This window comes from Paenibacillus pseudetheri, from assembly GCF_924513355.1.
Taxonomy (GTDB): domain Bacteria; phylum Bacillota; class Bacilli; order Paenibacillales; family Paenibacillaceae; genus Paenibacillus_AQ; species Paenibacillus_AQ pseudetheri.
The window spans coordinates 1-20524 of record NZ_CAKMAB010000062.1; the positions used below are offsets into that span (position 1 = coordinate 1).

Annotated in this window: 21 protein-coding genes; 2 read left to right on the forward strand and 19 right to left on the reverse strand. The window is 42.6% G+C overall.

Going from position 1 to position 20524, the window contains the following annotated elements:
- Positions 1–215: 215 nt before the first annotated feature.
- Entirely contained in the window at positions 216–935 is a 720-nt protein-coding gene (locus tag L1028_RS29345) for an SDR family NAD(P)-dependent oxidoreductase (RefSeq protein ID WP_234541657.1), read from the reverse strand.
- 157 nt (positions 936–1092) lie between these two features.
- Positions 1093–1878 (reverse strand): SDR family NAD(P)-dependent oxidoreductase, encoded by a 786-nt coding sequence (locus L1028_RS29350; protein WP_234541658.1) that lies wholly within the window; start codon positions 1876–1878, stop codon positions 1093–1095.
- Positions 1879–2075: 197 nt separating this feature from the next.
- Between L1028_RS29350 and L1028_RS29355 the strand changes: the two genes are divergently transcribed.
- A complete protein-coding gene (locus tag L1028_RS29355; RefSeq protein ID WP_234541659.1) occupies positions 2076–2729 on the forward strand; it encodes a TetR/AcrR family transcriptional regulator in 654 nt (217 codons plus the stop codon).
- 64 nt (positions 2730–2793) lie between these two features.
- On the opposite strand, the gene L1028_RS29360 is transcribed toward L1028_RS29355, so the two are convergent.
- The 4 genes from L1028_RS29360 to L1028_RS29375 all read right to left on the reverse strand — a co-directional run bounded on the left by L1028_RS29360 (position 2794) and on the right by L1028_RS29375 (position 5562).
- Complete coding sequence (locus L1028_RS29360; protein ID WP_234541660.1) at positions 2794–3615, reverse strand: ABC transporter permease; 822 nt, start codon at positions 3613–3615, stop codon at positions 2794–2796.
- Positions 3612–4646: an ATP-binding cassette domain-containing protein gene (locus L1028_RS29365; protein WP_234541662.1), complete on the reverse strand. Its 1035-nt coding sequence runs from the start codon at positions 4644–4646 to the stop codon at positions 3612–3614. The genes L1028_RS29360 and L1028_RS29365 overlap by 4 nt, the downstream gene beginning before the upstream one ends.
- A gap of 159 nt (positions 4647–4805) precedes the next feature.
- Complete coding sequence (locus L1028_RS29370; RefSeq protein WP_234541664.1) at positions 4806–5138, reverse strand: ArsR/SmtB family transcription factor; 333 nt, start codon at positions 5136–5138, stop codon at positions 4806–4808.
- 1 nt (position 5139) lies between these two features.
- A complete protein-coding gene (locus L1028_RS29375) occupies positions 5140–5562 on the reverse strand; it encodes an SRPBCC family protein (RefSeq protein WP_234541665.1) in 423 nt (140 codons plus the stop codon).
- A gap of 550 nt (positions 5563–6112) precedes the next feature.
- Between L1028_RS29375 and L1028_RS29380 the strand changes: the two genes are divergently transcribed.
- On the forward strand, positions 6113–6391 hold the full coding sequence (locus tag L1028_RS29380; protein WP_234541666.1) for a hypothetical protein: 279 nt from the start codon (positions 6113–6115) through the stop codon (positions 6389–6391).
- Positions 6392–6508: 117 nt separating this feature from the next.
- Here the strand turns inward: L1028_RS29380 and L1028_RS29385 are convergent, their stop codons facing one another.
- The 13 genes from L1028_RS29385 to L1028_RS29445 all read right to left on the reverse strand — a co-directional run bounded on the left by L1028_RS29385 (position 6509) and on the right by L1028_RS29445 (position 20451).
- Entirely contained in the window at positions 6509–7129 is a 621-nt protein-coding gene (locus tag L1028_RS29385) for a glycerol-3-phosphate acyltransferase (RefSeq protein ID WP_234541667.1), read from the reverse strand.
- Positions 7129–8220: a glycosyltransferase family 2 protein gene (locus tag L1028_RS29390; protein WP_234541668.1), complete on the reverse strand. Its 1092-nt coding sequence runs from the start codon at positions 8218–8220 to the stop codon at positions 7129–7131. Before L1028_RS29390 ends, L1028_RS29385 begins: the two co-directional genes overlap by 1 nt.
- Positions 8221–8284: 64 nt before the next feature.
- The gene (locus L1028_RS29395) at positions 8285–9487 is read right to left on the reverse strand and encodes an MFS transporter (protein WP_234541669.1); all 1203 of its coding nucleotides are present in this window, start codon (positions 9485–9487) and stop codon (positions 8285–8287) included.
- A 19-nt stretch (positions 9488–9506) separates the two neighbouring features.
- Positions 9507–10535: an ROK family transcriptional regulator gene (locus L1028_RS29400; RefSeq protein WP_234541670.1), complete on the reverse strand. Its 1029-nt coding sequence runs from the start codon at positions 10533–10535 to the stop codon at positions 9507–9509.
- Between the two features lie 161 nt (positions 10536–10696).
- On the reverse strand, positions 10697–11185 hold the full coding sequence (locus L1028_RS29405) for a GNAT family N-acetyltransferase (RefSeq protein ID WP_234541671.1): 489 nt from the start codon (positions 11183–11185) through the stop codon (positions 10697–10699).
- A 29-nt stretch (positions 11186–11214) separates the two neighbouring features.
- Positions 11215–12417 carry a Gfo/Idh/MocA family protein gene (locus L1028_RS29410; protein ID WP_234541672.1) on the reverse strand — a complete coding sequence of 401 codons (1203 nt, stop codon included), beginning with the start codon at positions 12415–12417 and terminating at the stop codon, positions 11215–11217.
- Positions 12414–13274 carry a metallophosphoesterase family protein gene (locus tag L1028_RS29415; RefSeq protein ID WP_234541673.1) on the reverse strand — a complete coding sequence of 287 codons (861 nt, stop codon included), beginning with the start codon at positions 13272–13274 and terminating at the stop codon, positions 12414–12416. Before L1028_RS29415 ends, L1028_RS29410 begins: the two co-directional genes overlap by 4 nt.
- Positions 13275–13286: 12 nt before the next feature.
- The gene (locus L1028_RS29420; RefSeq protein WP_234541674.1) at positions 13287–14195 is read right to left on the reverse strand and encodes a carbohydrate ABC transporter permease; all 909 of its coding nucleotides are present in this window, start codon (positions 14193–14195) and stop codon (positions 13287–13289) included.
- 12 nt (positions 14196–14207) lie between these two features.
- On the reverse strand, positions 14208–15098 hold the full coding sequence (locus tag L1028_RS29425) for a carbohydrate ABC transporter permease (protein ID WP_234541675.1): 891 nt from the start codon (positions 15096–15098) through the stop codon (positions 14208–14210).
- Positions 15099–15201: 103 nt separating this feature from the next.
- Positions 15202–16572 carry an ABC transporter substrate-binding protein gene (locus tag L1028_RS29430; RefSeq protein WP_234541676.1) on the reverse strand — a complete coding sequence of 457 codons (1371 nt, stop codon included), beginning with the start codon at positions 16570–16572 and terminating at the stop codon, positions 15202–15204.
- Between the two features lie 33 nt (positions 16573–16605).
- Complete coding sequence (locus L1028_RS29435; RefSeq protein ID WP_234541677.1) at positions 16606–17490, reverse strand: DUF6923 family protein; 885 nt, start codon at positions 17488–17490, stop codon at positions 16606–16608.
- 138 nt (positions 17491–17628) lie between these two features.
- Entirely contained in the window at positions 17629–18483 is an 855-nt protein-coding gene (locus L1028_RS29440) for an AraC family transcriptional regulator (RefSeq protein WP_052404329.1), read from the reverse strand.
- 186 nt (positions 18484–18669) lie between these two features.
- Positions 18670–20451, reverse strand: a complete 1782-nt coding sequence (locus L1028_RS29445; protein ID WP_234541678.1) for a methyl-accepting chemotaxis protein — start codon at positions 20449–20451, stop codon at positions 18670–18672.
- Positions 20452–20524 lie beyond the last annotated feature (73 nt).

The window sequence follows — 20524 nt, forward strand, 5'->3', positions numbered from 1 at the left end:
CTACTATAATAATTACCGCTACGTAGAATGTTTGGATGGCTTGTCACCTAACGAATACCGACGTGCTGCATAACGAAGATACCTCAGCTCTGGTAATACGAGCTGAGGTATCTAAACTAACTATTTTTGTTTTTTACACTGTCCACTTGACATGGAGCACTTCAATCCATAAATAGCGTCTTATTTTAATTTCTGTGCGGGACATTTAAGGTTTATTATGCATTCAAATCTGCCATTGCTGGAATATAGATTTCTTTGACACAGGAAGCGCTAGAGAGGTTAACAATACATTTCACAATGGAGACAATGTCCTGAACAGGAATTCTTGTGCCGCTATATTCTGCAATCGCCTTTTCCGCGCCATCCTCATAAGGAATTTCTGCTGCCAGCTCACCCGGATTCACGCAAGTAACTGCAATACCATCCTTACGAACATGCTCACGCAAAGCATGAGTAATGCCACGTAGACCGAACTTGGAAGCTACAAATGATACCTGGGCATTATTGGTATGTTCAAGTCCTGCTGTCGAACCAATTAGAATAATTTTTCCTGCTTCCGATTGGCGAAGATTAGGCAGTACAGCCTGTATGCAGGTAATTGTTGAAGTTATATTCACATTAATAATGTTGGCAATGTCACTCGTCTCATCCTTGTCAAAAGTATAGTGGGACTCAAAACCTTCTTTCTCCCAAATACCCACGTTATAAACTAGAATATCAATCTTCTCTGTTTGAATACTCTTTGATAAGACTTGTGCGGCATCCGGCTGCGATAGATCGACTGCAATCCATTTCCGCTGTATGCCATCATTAAGATCCAGACTGCCCGGTCTGCTTCTGGAAACGATCCACACTTGATCACCAGACTCAGGCAAACCTTTCACAAATGCATCTCCCAGACCTTTACTTGCCCCCAAAATTAGATAGTTTCTCATACTGTCGCCCTTTCTATGTGCATCATTCTAGTTTTATATCATATTACCATCGAAGGACATGAAGAAGTAGGGTTAGAATTCGGAGCTAGGCAATTAACTTTTAAAAAGTTCAGCGACAACCACTGTGTTTACTTCATCGAAGCAAAATGTTGACTTATTAATGTCTAGTACGGAGCATACGTCCAACAAAATAAAGCATTTGTTTACGTGTGAAAAAACGTGACAATTGAGCTGAAATATAGTTTGCAAATCCTGGTACAGCAAATACTTTTTTAGCCTGAAGCGATCGGAGAGCCACTTGAACTACATTTTCCGGAGTATCTCGCTTCCCTACCGATGCTTCATCGGCTCCCACAACATTAAAAAATTCTGTTTCCGTAGACCCCGGACATAATGCAAGAAATTGTACGCCCCGTTTTCGATTTTCCTCCCATAGCGCTTGTGTAAATGATAATACAAAAGCTTTTGTCGCTCCATATACAGCCATATTAGGGAGAGGTTGAAATGCTGCTGTTGAAGCAACGTTTATAATCACTCCGCTTTTTCTTTTTAACATATCTGGCAAAAACAAATGGGTCAGATCTACAACAGCCAAAACATTGAGCATCACCTCTTCATGTTGTCTTGGACCAGAAAGTTGCTCAAAAAACCCATACGTAGCAAAACCTGCATTATTGATAAGAATATCAACGTTCAAACCTCGTTCCACACATTGTTGATAGAGCCTGTCAGGGGAACCTTCTTGCGATAAATCAGCAACTAAAACCTCCGCTTGAATACGATATTCTCTTTTTAATTTTTCCGCTAAAGCAATCAATTTATCTTCTGAACGTGCGACTAATATCAAGTGACTTCCCTTGGCTGCAAATTCACGAGCAAACGCTTCGCCTATACCCGAAGAAGCTCCTGTAATCAACGTCCATTTATTTTGAATCGGTATCATTGTTATCATCTCTCCCTTTAATGAGTATTTAGAAACACTGTTTCAATATGAATCATTGTATCCGAGTGGGGTTATGATGTCAAATAAAGTTCTACATTTAATTATTGGCTATTTCTCTTCTACATCAGTAAAATAAGGTTTAGAAGTAACAACTATTTGAAAAAAGCTAAAGTAAAGTTCTAAGGAAGTGAAACTACATGCAAAAATCGTCCAAAATATCTTCTATAAATGCTCAATCCGTTACAACCTACCCAAAAGCAAAACTACAGCATGCAGAAATATTAAGACTGAACATTATCGAAGCCGCTGCGGCCATTATGCATGAATCTGGACCCGAAGGTGTAACCATTCGCAAGGTTGCTGAAAAAATGGAATGTCCCACAAAAATCATTTATAACTTGTTTGGAAACAAGGAAGGTTTAGCGAAGGAGCTTTTTCTCCAAGGATGTAAATTGTTGGCTGCTGCCTTTCAAGCAGTTCCAAAACAAGACAATCTAAAATTATATCTTCGCGATCTTGGACAAGCTTATTGGGATTTCTCACGGAATCATACCAGCTATTATATGGTTATGTTCGGAGGGGCCTTTAGCGAATTCAAACCGGAGGAGGAAAGTTTACATGCTATCTTTACGGCTTTACAACAAGTGATAGCACTTATTACAGAAGCCATCGAACAAGGGATTATTGCCGAGAAGGACCCCCTCCTTGTTGTGAACCTGGTGTGGGCGTCATTGCATGGCGTCATTCATTTGCATTTGGGGGGACATATTCAAAATGAGGAAACTGCTAAAACATTGTATGATAGATCAGTATCCAATTTAATTCATACGTTCTTTAGAAGCGATATTTAAAAAAAAGTGGTTTTTTTGCGGCTAATACAAAAAAACGGCATTTCTGCCGTTTTTTCATTTCATATTATGTTCGGCGCATATAAGCACGGACTGTAATTGGTGCAAAAATTGCCACGATGACAGCTGCTCCGATCAGAGAGATTACGAAATCCCAGCCTACGGTTCCATTGTTAGTCAGCTGCCGGACAGCGGACACCAAATGTGAGATCGGATTGACTTTAACAAACCATTGAAGCCAGCTAGGCATTGTATCCACAGGTACGAATGCGTTAGATAGAAACGTAAGCGGGAACAACACAATCATCGAGATCCCTTGTACACTTGAGGCTGTCCTTGCAATGACACCAAAGAAAGCAAAGATCCAGCTAATCGACCAAGCACAGACAATAACAAGAAGTGCCGCGATAGCAACATGCCCCAGCCCTCCCTCAGGCCGTAATCCCATAATATAGCCCATCGTGAAAGTGAGCACAGTCGCTATCGTATACCGAATCGTATCTGCTAATAGAGCACCTGCTAACGGAGCTATCCTTGCAATTGGCAGTGATTTAAACCGGTCAAACACACCTTTATCCATATCCTCACGTAATTGAACTCCAGTAACGATCGAAGTAGTAATTACGGTCTGAACGAGAATACCAGGAATGATAACAGGCAAATAGCTAGCAATGTCACCAGAGATGGCTCCACCAAATATATAGGTGAACATCAGAGTAAAAATAATAGGCTGAAGCGTAACGTCGAACAATTGCTCAGGTGTACGTCGAATTTTTAGTACACCTCTATACGCCATTGTCAATGAATTTCGTATACTCTGTCTGAGGCTCGTATGGTTTTTCAAATGTCTTGTAGTTCCTGAGTTTATTGCAGAAGTTCTCGTATTCATACTCTTACTGCCTCCTTCTTGTTTGACTGCCTAGACGCATTTGAAGCTTCATCTGTAACACCTTGACCCGTAATTGTTAAGAATACTTCATCAAGTGTTGGTTTCTGCACACTCACCTCTGAGAGTGGAATGCCTGCTTCGCGAAGAGCAATAAGTAGGTCAGTCACTAGATCCGCGTTCGCCATCGGTGCAGAAATCTGCCCTTCCTCCAAGGAAGACACATTGGATTGTACATGCAGAACATGTTCTATAAGCTGACGAGCTTGCTTGATATCCTTTAACTCTCGGACCTTCAATAGTAAGGATGTGGTACCCACGGATGACTTCAGCTCATCCACAGTGCCCTCAGCGACGACTTGCCCACGGTCAATAACTGCCACCCGGTCTGCTAGTTGATCTGCTTCTTCAAGGTACTGCGTTGTTAAAAGAACTGTTGACCCTGTATTCACCAACCGGCGAATCGTATCCCACATCTGTGAGCGTGTACGCGGGTCAAGCCCTGTAGTTGGTTCATCCAAGAAGATCAACGGGGGCTGAGCAATGAGACTAGCTGCCAGATCCAGACGACGACGCATACCACCAGAGAAATTTCTTAGTGGACGCTTAGCCGCCTCAGTCAAACCAAACTCTTCAAGCAGTTCAGTAGCTTTTTGTCGTGCCTCCGCACGGCCTAACCCTAACAAACGCGAGAAGATGACTAAATTTTCCGTAGCACTAAGTGACTCATCGACTGAGGCGTATTGTCCTGTCACACCAATTAATTGCCGCACTATCTGCGATTCCTTCATTACATCATGTCCGAAGATTCGCGCTGAACCTGCATCAGGGCGAAGTAAAGTCGCCAGCATCCGAATGACAGTAGTTTTTCCGGCTCCATTTGGGCCAAGAACTCCATAGATCGTACCTGCTTTTACGTTTAAATCCACCCCATCCACCGCACGATTGTCACCAAAAGTTTTGACCAATCCACGCGCCTCGACGGCCCACTCATGATCGTCTGGTGAAATGATTTTGTTCTGTACATGCACCATTGTAATTCCTCCAACGTTTCAGATTATATTGTGATGATAAACGTCATTTATAAACTGAATTTAAACGAAGGTTTATACTGAGTTAAACTTATCCATTTATTTATTTTCTATGAAAACAAACAAAAAAACCGGGCAGCGCGATCCACGCTTCCCGGTTTATCACTTTTCGTCTGAGTCAGCCTCAACATATTCTTTGAGCGCAAGCAATTTATTAGCCCAGTATTGTTCAAAAAAGGCAAGCCAATCTTGAAGCTCCAGTAAAGGCTCTGGCTGAAGCTTGTACCGAGTCTCCCGACCGACTTTCTGACTGCTAACAAGTTGCGCATCGGACAATACTTGTAAATGCTTGCTAACAGCGGTTCGGCTGATCGGATAGCATTCCGAGATGGATGCTATGGACATTTCCTTATTAGCAAGCAGCTTTAGCAGACTTCGACGGGTAGGATCTGCTATCGCTTGAAATACATCATGTCCAGATTCAGCGACTGGCATCTTAAGCCTCGATATAAGCAGGAAGTTTTTCTTGGACGATTTTCTCCCAGCCGCCGTTCATAAAGCCACGAACAATTGGATGCGGTTGACCAAATTCAGTTACCTTTTCAGGGTCCCATCCCGAATGGATCACGGTGAACTCCGTCTTCCCATCAATTTCTTTCAGTTCAAAAGCAAGATGCCAATCCTTCCCCCAATTAAAACCAACACGGTTCGGCTCATCAATCTCTGTAACTTTACAAGGGGAATCCCCGAATTGTCCAGCATGTAGAATGAACTCATGACCTACCACTGGCTCGAATGTACTTGGCATCCACCAGGCAGCTATTCCTTCAGCAGTGGAAACGGATTTCCATACTTTTTCAATTGGCGCATTGAGTGTAATTGTTTGACGAATGTCTTGTAGTGGTCCTTGAGTTTGCATAAACGGCCTCCAAAATTCATTTTAATATAACACCTTTTGGTTTCATTTTTATTATAACACCATTTGGTGTTATGTCAATTTACATATTCCCCTAATTGATCATTTGTTATTCAAGTAGTTCAGCAAATGTACAACCATCTCCTTCGAGAGTCTAACCGTAATAAAACACTCTTCATTACACTCCTCCACCCAGGGTTCTCCACAATTAACACAGAGCGCACAATTCGTATTCGTATTATCTATAGCTCTTGCAAAAGCCTCTGCATGCGCGCTCTAACTTTCTTTGTTCATCAACCAACTGCGCTGTTTTTGCATAAGCATGGATAAAAAATGCAATGTGTTTTGATCTTTTATATATTCTTTGATTTCATTCAAGAAGGTATAAAACTGCTTGTAGGAATAATAACGATAGCAGGATTATTGCTCGGTCTAGGCACACTAGGCGATCGTCTTGGGCATAAAAAACTCTTCGTTATGGGACTTACTATCTTTGGGTTGGACTACCGCTTCAAATTCAATCATACTAAATGTCCCCGTCGAAAAAGCTGGCATGGCCGCATCTAAAGAGGGAGTATCGTTCGAACTCGGTAGCACCCTAAGTATTACGCTTCTGGGCAGTCTTTCGTCATTCATTTATACAGCATCATTAGTTCTCCCTGATGGACTAACAGTCCCGCCGATCGTTCGCGACAGCCTTGACGAGGCTCTTCTAGCCGCAGAGTATATGCCTACTGCCGTTGGATCCCCGCTCGTTGAAGCCACACAATCAGCTTTTGATAAGTCGTTTATTGTTGTCCTTGCCACTGCCACAATCCTTCTTTTAGCGTAAATCCTCAATCCTAGAACACTATTATTAGAAAGACGAAGCTACTGCTTCACCAAACAAGGGTGTCTCAACAGCTATGCGGAAAGCTGCTGGGACACCCTCGTTTATACCAAGCCTTTATTATGTTCCTTTTCGTTTCCTTGATGAATACTTCCTCATCCATACAATCCATTCTAACCTGTGCGTATACACAAGGATCACAAAACTCCCAAACCATACCAATAAGATAGGAGCAGACCAATTACTAATGTACAAAAAAACGGAAAGAAGCAGCATTCCGCAAACCACTTGCACACCATCCGATACAGGTGAATATCTGCTTATCTTGTACCAACTGCTGAGCATTTTCAGCACTGCTAATATGACCGCTAGCGCTAAAGAAGCTTTGAATCCTGTCAATGCACTCCATACTCCAAAGGTTACGGCAATTGCCTTCCCTCCTTTTCCTTTAAGAAAGGGAGAGAAGGCATGACCCGCAATGGGAGCTAAGGCTAACGGAATAATGAAATACCCCTGACTATAATGACTTCCCATTACCCATACAAGGGGTAGATACCCTTTTAAAAAATCCAAGATAATCCCCAAAATGCCGAATTTATAGCCTGACGACTTCCATAGATTCAAAGCCCCCGGATTACCGTCGCCAATGTCTTTCAGGTTCCTTTTACGCGCTAGACCAAGCCAATAGGAAAACATAAGAGATCCCGACAAAAATAAACCCGCGACCCACAATATGATCATTAGTCCCTATGGCCTCCCACCTGGATATGCCTTCCTTTCCAGCTTACATGCCTCAGAAAAACAACCTGATAAATCGAATACAACATGATTAAGATAAAGAAAACAGTTGCCACCACGTGAAATACAGGAATAATGATCCCAAATACACCTACATATTTTATAAAATAAAAGAGCTGGAACATATAAAGGAGATAACCGATCAATAAAGGCATAAACCATGAAGTATTCGCAAAAATAAACACGGTTTCTGAAATGATGAGTCCGATCACCCAAAGCGCGATTGGAATGATTGTCCGCGGACTTATCGTTGAAGTGCTTAAGACAGCCCCTTTACTGAACCCTTCAATTTCACTTTTGATTCCCTTCGGATACATGCGAAACGATACTAAGCCATACCCGATATAATTGGTGATTGGAATACCCGCCGCAATAAACTTTTCTCCTAGAGATAAATCATCCAGCACTTCAGATCTAATGCTATAATGACCATTAACTTTTTCATAATCCTGCCTTAATGCTAGAATACACGAGCCGTACAGCCCTTTTTTGGCGTTATTCCTTTCAAAAACCGAGGTGAACGTGAAGATCCCCAGCATATTCATGATTAAGGCCAGCTTCTCAAACAGCTTTTCTGTATGATGAAAAGGAACTACCGAAATGACACCTTTCGATAGCTCCCTTGCTTTTAATAATGAGGTCAGAGCGTTAGGCTTTAATCGGATATCCGCATCCAGAAAAGCAAAAATATCGCCCGAGGCCTGTAAATATCCATTCCATACTGCCCAGCTCTTACCCGTCCACCCCTCAGGGAGACTGCTGTTCGCAATAACCTTAATCCCATAGCTTTCGGCAATTTCTTTGGTCCGATCCTCCGAGAAGTCATCCACCACAATAATTTCATAGGGTGTAAGTGTCTGAGACTGAAGTGAATCGAGTAGAAAGCGCAAATTATATTCTTCATTCCTTGCAGGTATGATGATGGACAATTTCTCCGGTCCATGAATAGGCTCGTGATAAGTGGTCAAGATATTTTTTCTGAACAAAATAAAACCGGAGAGACATCCAACGCCTATAACCATTAACAACCACATTACGGTCCCCCCCTTCTACATCTATATATATGAGGGGTAAGTCCGTAATATATTCATTTCAAATTTAACCTACATTTACTTTAGCTGAGTATTTATTAAGCTTTTCTGTACATAAGAGCATAACGATAGCGAAAAAAACGATCATCGCAGGGAAAATACCCAGCGTGAAATTCGAGGCCAGTAAGCCGATAAAAGGCGGGATCAGCGTGGTACCGGTATAAGCCGTTGCCATCTGAAAGCCCATTATCGACTGGGCATGCTTCTTCCCGAAACGTACAGGAGTTTCATGTAGCATACATGGAAAAATGGGGGCTAGCCCCAGACCTATAATCATAAATCCTACCAGTGAAACTATAGTGGGAAGTGGTAATACTAACAGCACTGTACCGATTAAAGCAATGAGTTGGCCATATCGAATTAGCTGTTTATTACTCATTCTAAACGTAATGAAGCCCGTCACCATTCTGCCGAAGGTAATCCCTAGATAAAATACCGACACCCATGTCGCTGCAGTGGATGCAGGGATGTCTTTGATATTTACTAGAAAGCTACTCCCCCATAACCCCATACTCGTTTCGATGGCAGAATAAAATAAGAAGGTTAACATCGCAAGTTTAACTCCTCTTAGTTTCCAAGGTTTTGTGTTCTCTGCAGCTTGCTCTAGCTCCGGATGATTGAGCTCATGTTCGCTATCAGCGTCCGGGTTGCTATTGTTTCCAGCCACTCTATCCCATAAAGGCAGCGTAACGAAGAGAATAACAACTAAGCTCAATTGAATATAAGCAACCGTAAGATAACCTTTTCGCCATAGACCTTCACCAGAGATAAAAGAACCCATAATAATCGGCCCCAGCGTCGCGCCCACTCCCCAGAAACAATGTAACCAACTCATATGATGGGCTTTATAGTGCGTAGCAACATAACTGTTTAATCCGGCATCTACAGATCCCGCACCTAAACCGAGTGGAATCGCAGCAACAATTAGCCATACTAACGAAGGTGACCATGCAAAACCAAATAAAGCTATAGCCGTCATAATACAGCTTACAAGGGTCACTTTTCCCGTACCAAAACGTTTAAGGATTGTACCACTCATCAAACTGGAGACAATTGTGCCTACTGCAATAACCATCGAAAGGATTCCAGCAGTACCTAATGAGGCATTTAAGTCTATTCTCATTACCGGCCATGCGGATCCAAGCAATGAATCTGGCAGTCCTAAACTAATAAATGCTAAATAAATAATAATAAGAAAAAAAGTAGCCATCGTTATCTCCTTAATGGTTCTAATCTATTTGTTGTGAAACTAATAAACCTAATCCAAGACTTTGTAATCCATTCAGATAATCACGCTTCAAGTCACTTACCGCTAATTCCGGAAGATGTTCCTTAGGAACGTATGTAGCAGTTCGCTCAGCGATTTGATTAAGCATAGCTGGAGCTAATTCATCCTCACAAAAAATAATATAATGCGGATTCAAAATAGAGGTCATAGTAGCCACTAACCGACTAATCGCATCTACTTTATGATCCGACTGCATGCTTGATCCACCTTGATCTCCAGTTAATGCTTCTATGAAATTTCTATTGTCATACTGGGGCATATATTGAACTTCCCCTGAAAAAAACGTCTTTCCCCGAACAATTTCACCATTAACCGCTATCCCAGCTCCAGGTCCGTTTTTCCCTAAATACAGATACATCAGAGAAATATTCTCCTTCAAATTTCTTTGCGCCATATAACCGATTACAGCGGCATTCATATCATTTTCCACAATTGTCGGGATAGTGAGCCGATCTTCTATACATCTTTTCAAATCTAGATTCTGATATTTCGCATAACCCGGGATCAGAAAAATCTTCCCATGTTTCACCGCACCTGGAACACCAATCGCCACAGATTGAATCTTGGGATTGGCCTTTTTTTCAACTTCGATAAGCGAGACCAGTGTACTAACGTCTTCCTCAAGAATACTAGGTAAATTTCCTTCTTTTACAACATCGCCAATGCAATTATAGATCGTATAGTTTGTTTCATTTTTTTCCAAAAAAATAGCCATCCCTAATCGATAATTCGGATTATAGGCATATCTTATTGCCCTTCTTCCTCCACTAGACTCATCAAGGCCAATGATCGTTACTTCCCCAGTCTCTTCCATCTGCATTAGAAATTTACTGATCGTTGGAAAACTGTATTGTAATCTTTGACTTAACTCCGCCTTCGTAGCCCTTCCTAATTCTAATAATGCTGTTCGGATATTCCGAATAATTTCGGATTTGAGTTGCTGTGAAGGAAGTCTTTTATCACTTGCCATGGCTCTCCCACCTATAGTCATACTGACTTATTAAATACATTTAATAAGTCAGTATGACTATAGCAGGAATACTTCTTAACGACAACTTAAATTTTGGATGCGGCCCTTCTGAAGCTCCAACATGAATAAGGGGCATGAAGCCCCCCTAATTATCAACAAATTCAAAGCCTTTGCAGGATTCGTTCCCATCTTCCAGGATGGCTTTCATCCAAGTACACAGGCTGAAATCCTAATTTCAAATAAATGCGGATGGCGGGCAGTCTGAAATCATCGGTTTCTAAACATGCCGCCGTTCCCCCTGAATCTCTTATTTTGTGCAAGACAGCTAGACTCACAGCATAACCGAGACCTTTACCAGAATATTCTGGAAGCACTCCAACCATATGCAAGTACCAGTTCTTATTGTCCTCACTACCCGACTCCCAGGCCGTAGCAGTAGCTACAGGTTGATCCCCGCGGCAAATGAACAACAAGCGATCCGAATACAAGGGTACATGATCACTGATTTTATGAGCAAATTTAACTTCCCTTGTAAAAGAATGGCGTATAAGCTCTTCCCAGTTCCGTTCATCATCCGGCTCGAAATGACGAATTAGATATCCGGCAGGACAGTGAAAAACAGGCAAGTCGGACAGCATTTCTTTTTTCATTACAAGTTTGGAAAGGGCCTGATCCACCGTCAATTCCTCACTCTCGTTCTAAAATCAGGAAAGGCTATTGCTTTCCCACCATTCTCTACAGATTCCATAGACAATGTAAACACTGAGCTCCAAGTAACGGCATCATATACATCCACTGAAGGGGTTCGTTCCTCCTGAATGGCAGAAATAAATTCCTCAAGCACCATAAAATCGCCTCCGCCATGTTTCGTCCCAGCGGCATATTCGCCCCATTTCATCCATGTTGGGTGATCATAAAGCGGTTGATAACTGCTTAAAGGCTCCCACATTTCCTCTCCATCCGCAATATTTTTGGGCGAGAGATTCTTGAACCAGATCAAATCCTCTTCGTACTGATGGCGGCCCGTAATATACGCTCCCTCAGTTCCTTGCAGCAAATAATGAGTTTTATTATGCGGTCTAACGGAGGACCAGTCTACACGCAGTTCAATCAGTACACCCTTTTCCGTTTGAATGACCGCAACCGCACTATCCCCTTGCCGCCAGAATCCCTCCCGTGCTGCTGGGTGATCTTTTCCATAATGCTCTCCGAAATAATATTGTAAGGATCTAGATTTGGATACAAAAGATGAGACGCTTTTAAATCGATCACCCTCAGGCTTATTGAGGTTAATCCATTGTGCTACTGGCCCTATAGAATGCGTCGGATAATTGATCCCGTTATACTGCTGATGTAATTGCCCCCGCCAAGTCAGAGAACCATCCGGATGATGAGTCAAATGACGTAAATCATGGATATATCCGCCTTCCAGATAAGTAATTTCACCGAACATGCCTTGATCCGCCATATGTTTAATCGTCAGATTTGAGCGCGAGAAGCAGTAATTTTCAGACATCATATATTTAAGTCCAGTTTGTTCTACAGTTTCGATAAGCTCCCAAGCTTCCTCTAAAGATTGGATCGAAATCACTTCGCTTAGGACATGCTTACCCGCTTTTAAAGCATCAATAGATTGTCTGGCATGCAAATGCATGGGGCTTAAGATAAACACCGCATCTATTGCCGAATCTTTTAACATTTCATGATAATCCCGATACGTTCGGATTTCCGGGAATTTCTCTTTCCATTGGTTAAGCACCCACTCATTCAAGTCACAAGTGGCGGTCAGATGTATCCGATCCGATAGCGAGTATAGTGCATTCATAAAACTGGCTCCGCGATTCCCACCTACGATCGCTAATCTTACTGGCTGACGATTCATTGCTGGTCCACCTGCTTTCTATCCATTTGAAGTCGATTGATGATTAGTTCTTGATCTCTTGTCTCCCCTTCAGCCTGCGGATATTTTTCATAATCAAAAATGCTGAAGGTAAATAATGAAGACCATTTATTCAATTGCTCACTGGCCAGATTCACCATTTCTAACCTGATTTCATCTTCAAGCACAGTAAGGATTCGAGCAGCAGGGATATCCAGGATGGAGGCCGTTTGAATGAAATGCCAGTTTTCTTTTCTAACGATAGAATGTACATGATTATGGCCGTTGAAATAGAAACCCACACCTTGCCATTGCTTCAATATCGGCCAAATATCCAAGCTGGGATCCAGTGACATCATTGGCTCAGTTGATCTAGCCGTCGTATTATACAAGGGATGATGACCGAAGACGAATAAAGGCTTTTCCGATTTCCGGTTCATTTGTGCTTTGAGCCATCCTAGTTGTTCATCATCAAGCGTTCCGCTCCAATCGTCACGATTTTCCCGTGCGGTATCCAGCAAAATAATGATCGCATTCGTCTCTTCAATAACACTATATCGCTGCTGCCGAGTGACTGAAAGGATTTCTTCCTTAGGATAAGTGTACGTATCATGATTACCAAGAACATGTAGAAAACGCCTGGAATGCTTGCTGTCCTTAATCTTACCCATGATATAGTTAAATTCGCTAAATTCTCCCGCATGCACCATATCTCCCACAGAAATATGATAATCGGCTGGGATGGACAAGAATAGATTCATAAATTGCTCATAAAAAGCATCTCGTGCCTCTTTAATCAAAACCTTGTTGTTTAACAATTCGTCCGGATAATGTAAGTCCCCGATAATCGCCAGCCTCATAAATGCCTCCTCCTAACCTTTAATGCCAGAGCTCATAAAACTACCTATCACTTGCCGCTGGAACAATAAAAACCCAATCATTAAGGGGGCCGACACAATCAATGTAGCCGCACAAACATCAGACCATTGTGCACCAGATTCCGTGGCTTTTGCGAACATCGCCAAGCCTACAGTTAATAAGCGATTCTCCTCCGAATTGGTTACAATTAGGGGCCACAAGAAATCATTCCAATGAAAGCTGACAGACACGATCGCAAAGGACACATAAATCGGGCGTGACAGTGGGACATAGATTTTAGAAAGAATATGCAGGCGTGAAGCGCCTTCTACCCGGGCAGCTTCATCCAGCTCATAGGGTAATTGCTTGAAGGATTGCCTTAACAGAAAAACTCCAAAAGAGGAGGCAAAGTAAGGTAACATTATCCCCAGCTTGGTATCCAGCAGACCCATTTCGTTCAACACCTGATAGTTGGAAAAGATAAGAACATCTGGCGGCACCATAATTTGTACCAAAAATAACATGAATAACAGATCTTTCAAGGCGAATCGTACCCGTGCGAACGCATAAGCAGCCATCGTCATTGTAACGAGTTGCACAGCAAGTACAACACCGCACACCAGCAATGTATTCATGAAAAATCGTCCAAAAGGCGCTCCATTCCAAACATGAATCAAATTCTCAAACGTAAAGCCCCAAGACCATCCCGAATCAATAGCGACATCTTTGGGTAGAAAAGCCGTTCTGACCACCCATAAGAAGGGAATGATCCAGACCGCGGCAAAAGAAAATCCAACCGCATGCCACAGTATCTGCTGGATTCGGCGCTTCGTTCTTTCGGAGTTCAGCCTGCGCTCCTCTTCTAAAGCTTTGCGTGTATTCTGCCTTAATACTAAGGGCAGCTTTAGTGGATTATCCTCCATGGATTCCACCTCCTATTCATAATGGATTTTCCGATCCCAGCCAAAAAACTGCAGGGAAGAAATAAGGAGGAGCAGCACGATCATGACCACTGTCATTGATGCGGCCATCCCTTGATCATAAAAATTAAAGGTCGACTCATAGATATAATAAAGCAGCATATTGCTCGAATTATTCGGACCGCCCTTTGTCATAATCCAGAGATGGTCAACCAGCTTAAAAGAATTCGTTATCGCCACTACGGCCACAAACAACGTAGTCGGCATTGTGAGCGGAATTGTAATTCTGCGGATGGAAGTGAACGTACCGACTCCGCTTACTGCAGCGGCTTCATATAAATCCTTGGGAATTTGCTGCATTCCTGCTAAGTAAAAAATCATAAAATATCCGGCTTCTTTCCAAATCATCATGATGACTAATGCGCCCATCACCGTATCAGGTGTTCCCAGCAAATTCACAGGCTGATCCGCGATCCATGAAGCCAGTCTGGCAAAGAGCCCAAAATGAGGGGTATACAGAAACAACCAGATGTTCGCCACAGCGATCATCGGGATCATATTCGGATAGAAAAATGAAAGACGTGCCAGTCCCCGCCCTTTTATCGCCTTGTCGGCAAACAGTGCCATCAAGAAAGCCAAAGCTAATGAAGTGGGTACTGTGCCAATGGCGAACCATATATTGTTACTGAACACCTTTATAAAGACAGTGTCGTGCAATAGATTAACGTAATTGTCAAAACCGATGAACAAAGGCTCAGGAGTCGCCAAATTTTTCTCATAAAAGCTAAGCCAGAACGATTTAAACATAGGGTAATAAGTAAACAAACAAATAAAGAGCAGCGAAGGCAACACAAGTCCCCAGCCGAATCCGTTTCGTTTAAGCCTCTCACTCCATCCGGCATTCATACCATTCAATCCTTCCATGTTTAAGGTTTCTACGATTATTGAATAAAGGAATGACGCCAGAACAAGCTACCAAGCCGTTCTGGCGTATTCCATATCTCAAAGCTTACTTATTGAAGGGAGCCAGTGCCTGATCTGCTTCTGCTTGAGCTTTTTTAAGCGCACCTGCTGCATCGATCTCTCCTACCAATGCCGCTTGAATCTGGTTCGTAATTGCCGTCGATACTTTACCATGATTATGAGTGGATAATTCCCGGAACGCATATTCCAATTGATCTCTTGCAACCAATGCTTGCGGGAAATCCGCCGTATATTTCTTCATTGCATCTGTATCGTATGCGGATTTTCTTACGCCAACATAACCGGATGAACTGCTAAAGAGGGCAGCCTGTTCTGAAGCCGTCATGTATTTGGCAAATTCCCAAGCTGCAGCTTGTTTTTCTGGAGATGTGTCCTTGAAAATATACAGGTTACCGCCACCAGTTGGTGATCCAAATTGCTTTTGTGCGGGTGGGAACGCTACCCCGAATTCGAACTTCGCGTTATTTTTTACGTTGGTTAAGTTTCCGCTTGTATGCATCATCATGGCTGTTTTGCCTTGAATGAAATCTGTCGGAACGGTTGCCCAATCAATAACACCTTCCGGCATCGCCTTATATTTATGGGACAAATCTAACCAGAATTGCAATGCCTCCACATTCTCCGGCGTATCGAACATCGCTTTTTTGCCATCGGAGGACATTATGTTTTGCTTCGGATCGGAAGCATTTTGCCGTGCAAGCATTTGAAACATCCAATACGAATCATCATTGCCCGGAATTTCCAGCCCCACGTGACCGTCTTTGTTCAGCTTCTTAGCATAGGTTACAAGCTCATCCCATGTAGTGGGTGGTTTCTCTGGATCAAGTCCTGCAGCTTTGAACATTTCTTTGTTGTAATACATAACAATCGTGCTCCGCTGAAAAGGCAGGCTGTACGTTTTACCTTCAGACTGTGTATCCTCTACAAAGGCGGGATAAAAATCAGCCATCTGAATATCCGTATCTTTCGCAATAAAATCATCCAGCGGAATGATTGCATTCATATCGAGCATACTGTACAGCTCTGTTGACATCATGACCGCGACATCCGGTGGCTGTTTGGCCTGCACACCTGCTTGAATTTTCACGGTATTGTCACCGTAATTACCTGTGTACACGGGATTAACCTTAATTTCCGGGTGCTGTTCCATGAATGTACTAGCCATCCCATCGATTACTTTTGTAAGAGGACCACCAACATTAACCGGATAATAAAATGTAATCTCCACAGGCTTAGCGGCTGGAGTCTCTGTTGATTCCGGAGTTGCAGCGATTGCTGTGGGTTGAGCGGTATTTTCTTTGGCTTCAGCCGTACTGTTATTAGATTGTCCGCAGCCCGCTACTGCCAGCATTGAGACGGATAGCAGTGTTAGAATAGTTTTGGTTTGCTTTAGCATTTCTGTTAGCCCCTTTTTTCGCTTGGATTTGAATTAAAATGCATAATGGCGAAAGTTCACACTAATGCGATTCGAGCCTACATCAAGAATATGGAGCTGTGCACCATCAGCGGTAGGCAATACTGCAATTCCTTGGGCTTCAGTACCACTAGGCAGATTGCGATCAAAGGCAACAGATACGTTTCCAGTCTCCGGATCAATCTGATAAACTGTTTGGGTTGCGTTATCCGTAGAGGCATACAGAACACCGTTGTACACTTCGGCACCTTGAATTCGATCAATACTTTGGGAAAGTGGAACGGTTGTGATCACATGCATATCGTCAAGACTTAGTACATTCAAGACGCTTGCATTACTCCACTGAGCGGTGTAGACCTGGCCGCGAGCGGCATCAACGGCTACCCAAGGCACACCGCCAATATGCAGATTCAACGGTAAAGCATAGGATGTACCCGTATATTTCAAAGTGTTCACATCATAGAGGGCGATGTAAGGATGCTGATAGTTTTTGCCGTCTTCAATAGGAGCGTATATTTTACCGTTATAGTAGGAAATATCACCGATATGGTCTCCACCTTGGGAGGCAATCTCCTGTGGAATAGCCAGTTCATTCCGTGCTTTTACAGATTTCCCATCAAGTCCAGTCCGTAAGAGCCCATATGAGGAACTAAAGATCCATGAATTCCCGTCTGTAGCCACCCCTTGTCCCCGTTCAAGGGCATCAAGTAACCAGAAGGTTTGCTTAGATACTTCATGCCAAGTTCCAGCAGTTATAGCTGAAGCTGACTCTGCATTGAATTCTACCTCGGTGCTTACTAGGTTATCCGGTCCGACAGGTGTGGCAGATGCTACTAAAGATAAAGAACTGGTCGTAAGTACCCCCGCGCAAATCAGACTGAATAATCTCTTTAATCTCATGTTTTCTCTCCTCCTAATAAGGTTGTAGTTCGGCATTTGTGCGCCTTACTTCAACCTTATTATAGGAGCTGGCAACAGCTCTCTAATTGAACAAAACACTTCTTTCCTTGAACAAAACTCTCATTTGCAAGAATAAAATTAATAAATCATATGATTAGGTTTGGAGGAGCTTTGATTCGCATACAGCTTTGGGGTTAGGCCGGTTTCTCGTTTGAATAATCTAGTAAAATGACCTTGATCGGCAAAACCAACCTGAGATGCAATTTCCTTCAAACCAATTTTTCCGGAACGAATAAGAAATTTAGAACGTTCGATTCTCAGGCGAATTAAATAATTATGGGGAGTATATCCTGTCTGTTGTTTAAAAATCCGAATAAAATGCGACTGGCTCATATTAGCCATGCCAGCGAGATCAGTCAGTTGAATCTCATCTTCTAAACGCTCACGCATAAATTGAATGACCTGAAATATTTCTTGATTGGCTGGCGTTTTTCGGTTTGAATGCTGGGGAATCACTGAAGAATAGTGTTGTAACAAGTGAATAATTAACATGTTGGATAAAGAGTCGCTATATATTTTCCCTTTGGCACCGCCATTCTGTAATTCCTCCAGCATCCAAAGCCCTAATTGCAGTAGCTTGGAATCCTTGACATGAAATTTGCGGTCCAACTGGATATGGCCTTCCTTTAGATAACCAGATTCACGAGCAATCTCTTCGAGTACCGCTGGCGTAATTTCTATTTTCAAAAAATAGAGCGAGGTTCTGCCCCAAGGGCAAAGAAGGCTCTCATTACAGGGGGTAATATGAATGGTGTAGTAATTTTCGTAGTAGGCTGTGCAGTGAATTCCTATTAAATATTTAGACTCCGAGGATGGGGTGAAAGCTTGCTGCGGGCTATACCATTGCGAAACCTGAAGCTTATCCCAACCAAAAGTATCACTTGCAAGGACAGGCTGAGCAGCTGCAAAGGACGACTCTTCCATTTCTTTCATATTCATCCCCCTTTTCCCTTCAATATAGCAAGCCAGTATACGCTCCGCGTTAATGAGCTGTAAAAGCTATATTAATTTCCCCTTAGTATTCAAAAGGTTATTTACGTCAGAACAGCAAAAAAGAGGGGTTACTCCCCCTCTTTAATATTTTACATATTCTATTTCTGTAACTCTAAGTCTGAGTATCTATTCTAATTTAAACTGATTTACTAAAGCACGCATCTCATTTGAACCCTCTTGGAGCTTGCGAGCAGATGCGGCAATTTCCTCCATAGATGCAAGCTGCTCCAGAGTGGCAGCAGATACTGTCTGTGCAGCCGAAGCTGAGTGCAATGAAACCTGCTCGACCTCCATCACCGCAGCAGATATTTGTTCGGAGCCCGTGTACATCTGTTGTGCAGCGGTCGAGGATTGCTCCACCTGATCTACGATAGTCCGGGTGGCCTGCAAAATGCGTTCAAATGCTTTACCCGTATCATCAATCGCTTGAACCCCTGCTGCGACTTCATTTTGGCCTTTACTCATCGAATGATGGGCATGACCTATACTCGTAATAATTTCTTCAACCATAACTGAAACCCTTTCAGCTGCTTCACTTGTTTGTCCTGCCAGCTTACGGACTTCACTAGCTACCACTGCAAATCCTCTGCCTTGTTCTCCTGATCGAGCAGCTTCAATTGCCGCATTAAGCGCTAATAGATTCGTTTGCTCAGATATTCCTTTAATAGTACTGACGATGGTGCCTATTTGTTGAGACTGGTCATTTAAACTAGTAACGGTGATTCCTAAATCAACAACAGTATTACTTACTGCGTTCATTTGCTCGGAAGAGTTAATGATAAGGCTGTTTCCTTTATCAGCCTCTTCCAGTGTTTGCATGGACAGCTGATAGGCATGTGTAGAGGCTTCAGCTACTCGCTGAATCTCTTTTACCATCTCCTCCATCGATTGGGAAGTCTCCTGCGTAGAGGAAGCTTGTTTCTCACTATTGTTCGCCACTTCAGTCATTGAGGATGAAGTCTGAACAAGTGCCGCTGTGGTTTCACCTAATGTTGAAGACAACTGTTTGGAGGAAGAAGCTAATAACTCCGAGCTTATGGTTAAATTTCCAACCAATTTCCGAATATTACCTGATAATTGATTAAAGCTGATTCCGAGCTGTCCGATCTCATCCCGATTGCGCACAGTCAATGCTTTACCGCTTAGATCCCCTTGAGCGATCCGTTCAGCTTCACGGGCAATGCGTACAATCGGTCTTGAAATATGTTGTGCAAATATGTATATTACAGCGATTCCGATGACAACGCATACAATCAATGTAGTAATAATTCCCTTTAGAATGGTTTGTTGCCCGGGATTATAGTCTTGCATATAAGAGCCTGCTGCTACGACCCAGCCCCAAGAGGGCGATAGTTTAGCATAAGATATTTTCAACGCTTCTTCTCCTACAGCGTTTCCAGTACCATCCGATTTAGGTAGCGGCCATTTATAGTAAGTAGCTCCACCACCGTTCTGTGCTGCTTTAATCAAATCCTGTATGTAAAAAGTACCGTTTGAGGTTTGTTTATCCCAAATATTATCTCCCTCTAGTTTGGGATGAGCAAGCAGTTTCCCTTTGTTATCTAATATAAAGAAGTAGCCGTTTGGACCCAAATCAATTGATTGATTAATAGGCCGAGTACCATCCTCATTTTTGTTTCCAAGTAGTAAGGTCCGTACTTGCTCTTGGGCTTCCACTTCAGTCAACTGCCCCGATTGAACGGAATTTTCCAAATTCTCAATTAAGGCGACAGCCAGGTTTACGCTTGAACTCAGTTTACTCTCAATGAGCTGATTCGTTTCTTTGATTGAAATCTGATAAATAACTGCTCCTAATATTCCGATGGGAAGAATTAGTAGTGTGAGTGACATCATGAGCAGTTTTTTCCGAATTGTTAGTCGCAACCTTGTACGTGTAACTTTTACCATATACACCGCTCCGCATCCTATTAGAATTAATTACAAATTAATACTATAGTACTAGTTTTGGGAATATAAATCA

What these genes read in the sequence shown, in the direction of transcription:
- L1028_RS29440 (WP_052404329.1), bottom strand. Translation starts at nt 18,483, where the DNA reads ATGAAAGAAATGGAAGAGTCGTCCTTTGCAGCTGCTCAGCCTGTCCTT.
- L1028_RS29425 (WP_234541675.1), bottom strand. Translation starts at nt 15,098, where the DNA reads ATGAATGCCGGATGGAGTGAGAGGCTTAAACGAAACGGATTCGGCTGG.
- L1028_RS29350 (WP_234541658.1), bottom strand. Translation starts at nt 1,878, where the DNA reads ATGATACCGATTCAAAATAAATGGACGTTGATTACAGGAGCTTCTTCG.
- L1028_RS29385 (WP_234541667.1), bottom strand. Translation starts at nt 7,129, where the DNA reads ATGATCATATTGTGGGTCGCGGGTTTATTTTTGTCGGGATCTCTTATG.
- L1028_RS29400 (WP_234541670.1), bottom strand. Translation starts at nt 10,535, where the DNA reads ATGGCAAGTGATAAAAGACTTCCTTCACAGCAACTCAAATCCGAAATT.
- L1028_RS29445 (WP_234541678.1), bottom strand. Translation starts at nt 20,451, where the DNA reads ATGGTAAAAGTTACACGTACAAGGTTGCGACTAACAATTCGGAAAAAA.
- L1028_RS29370 (WP_234541664.1), bottom strand. Translation starts at nt 5,138, where the DNA reads ATGCCAGTCGCTGAATCTGGACATGATGTATTTCAAGCGATAGCAGAT.
- L1028_RS29355 (WP_234541659.1), top strand. Translation starts at nt 2,076, where the DNA reads ATGCAAAAATCGTCCAAAATATCTTCTATAAATGCTCAATCCGTTACA.
- L1028_RS29360 (WP_234541660.1), bottom strand. Translation starts at nt 3,615, where the DNA reads ATGAATACGAGAACTTCTGCAATAAACTCAGGAACTACAAGACATTTG.
- L1028_RS29365 (WP_234541662.1), bottom strand. Translation starts at nt 4,646, where the DNA reads ATGGTGCATGTACAGAACAAAATCATTTCACCAGACGATCATGAGTGG.
- L1028_RS29430 (WP_234541676.1), bottom strand. Translation starts at nt 16,572, where the DNA reads ATGCTAAAGCAAACCAAAACTATTCTAACACTGCTATCCGTCTCAATG.
- L1028_RS29380 (WP_234541666.1), top strand. Translation starts at nt 6,113, where the DNA reads ATGGCCGCATCTAAAGAGGGAGTATCGTTCGAACTCGGTAGCACCCTA.
- L1028_RS29375 (WP_234541665.1), bottom strand. Translation starts at nt 5,562, where the DNA reads ATGCAAACTCAAGGACCACTACAAGACATTCGTCAAACAATTACACTC.
- L1028_RS29395 (WP_234541669.1), bottom strand. Translation starts at nt 9,487, where the DNA reads ATGGCTACTTTTTTTCTTATTATTATTTATTTAGCATTTATTAGTTTA.
- L1028_RS29345 (WP_234541657.1), bottom strand. Translation starts at nt 935, where the DNA reads ATGAGAAACTATCTAATTTTGGGGGCAAGTAAAGGTCTGGGAGATGCA.
- L1028_RS29435 (WP_234541677.1), bottom strand. Translation starts at nt 17,490, where the DNA reads ATGAGATTAAAGAGATTATTCAGTCTGATTTGCGCGGGGGTACTTACG.
- L1028_RS29420 (WP_234541674.1), bottom strand. Translation starts at nt 14,195, where the DNA reads ATGGAGGATAATCCACTAAAGCTGCCCTTAGTATTAAGGCAGAATACA.
- L1028_RS29410 (WP_234541672.1), bottom strand. Translation starts at nt 12,417, where the DNA reads ATGAATCGTCAGCCAGTAAGATTAGCGATCGTAGGTGGGAATCGCGGA.
- L1028_RS29390 (WP_234541668.1), bottom strand. Translation starts at nt 8,220, where the DNA reads ATGTGGTTGTTAATGGTTATAGGCGTTGGATGTCTCTCCGGTTTTATT.
- L1028_RS29415 (WP_234541673.1), bottom strand. Translation starts at nt 13,274, where the DNA reads ATGAGGCTGGCGATTATCGGGGACTTACATTATCCGGACGAATTGTTA.
- L1028_RS29405 (WP_234541671.1), bottom strand. Translation starts at nt 11,185, where the DNA reads ATGAAAAAAGAAATGCTGTCCGACTTGCCTGTTTTTCACTGTCCTGCC.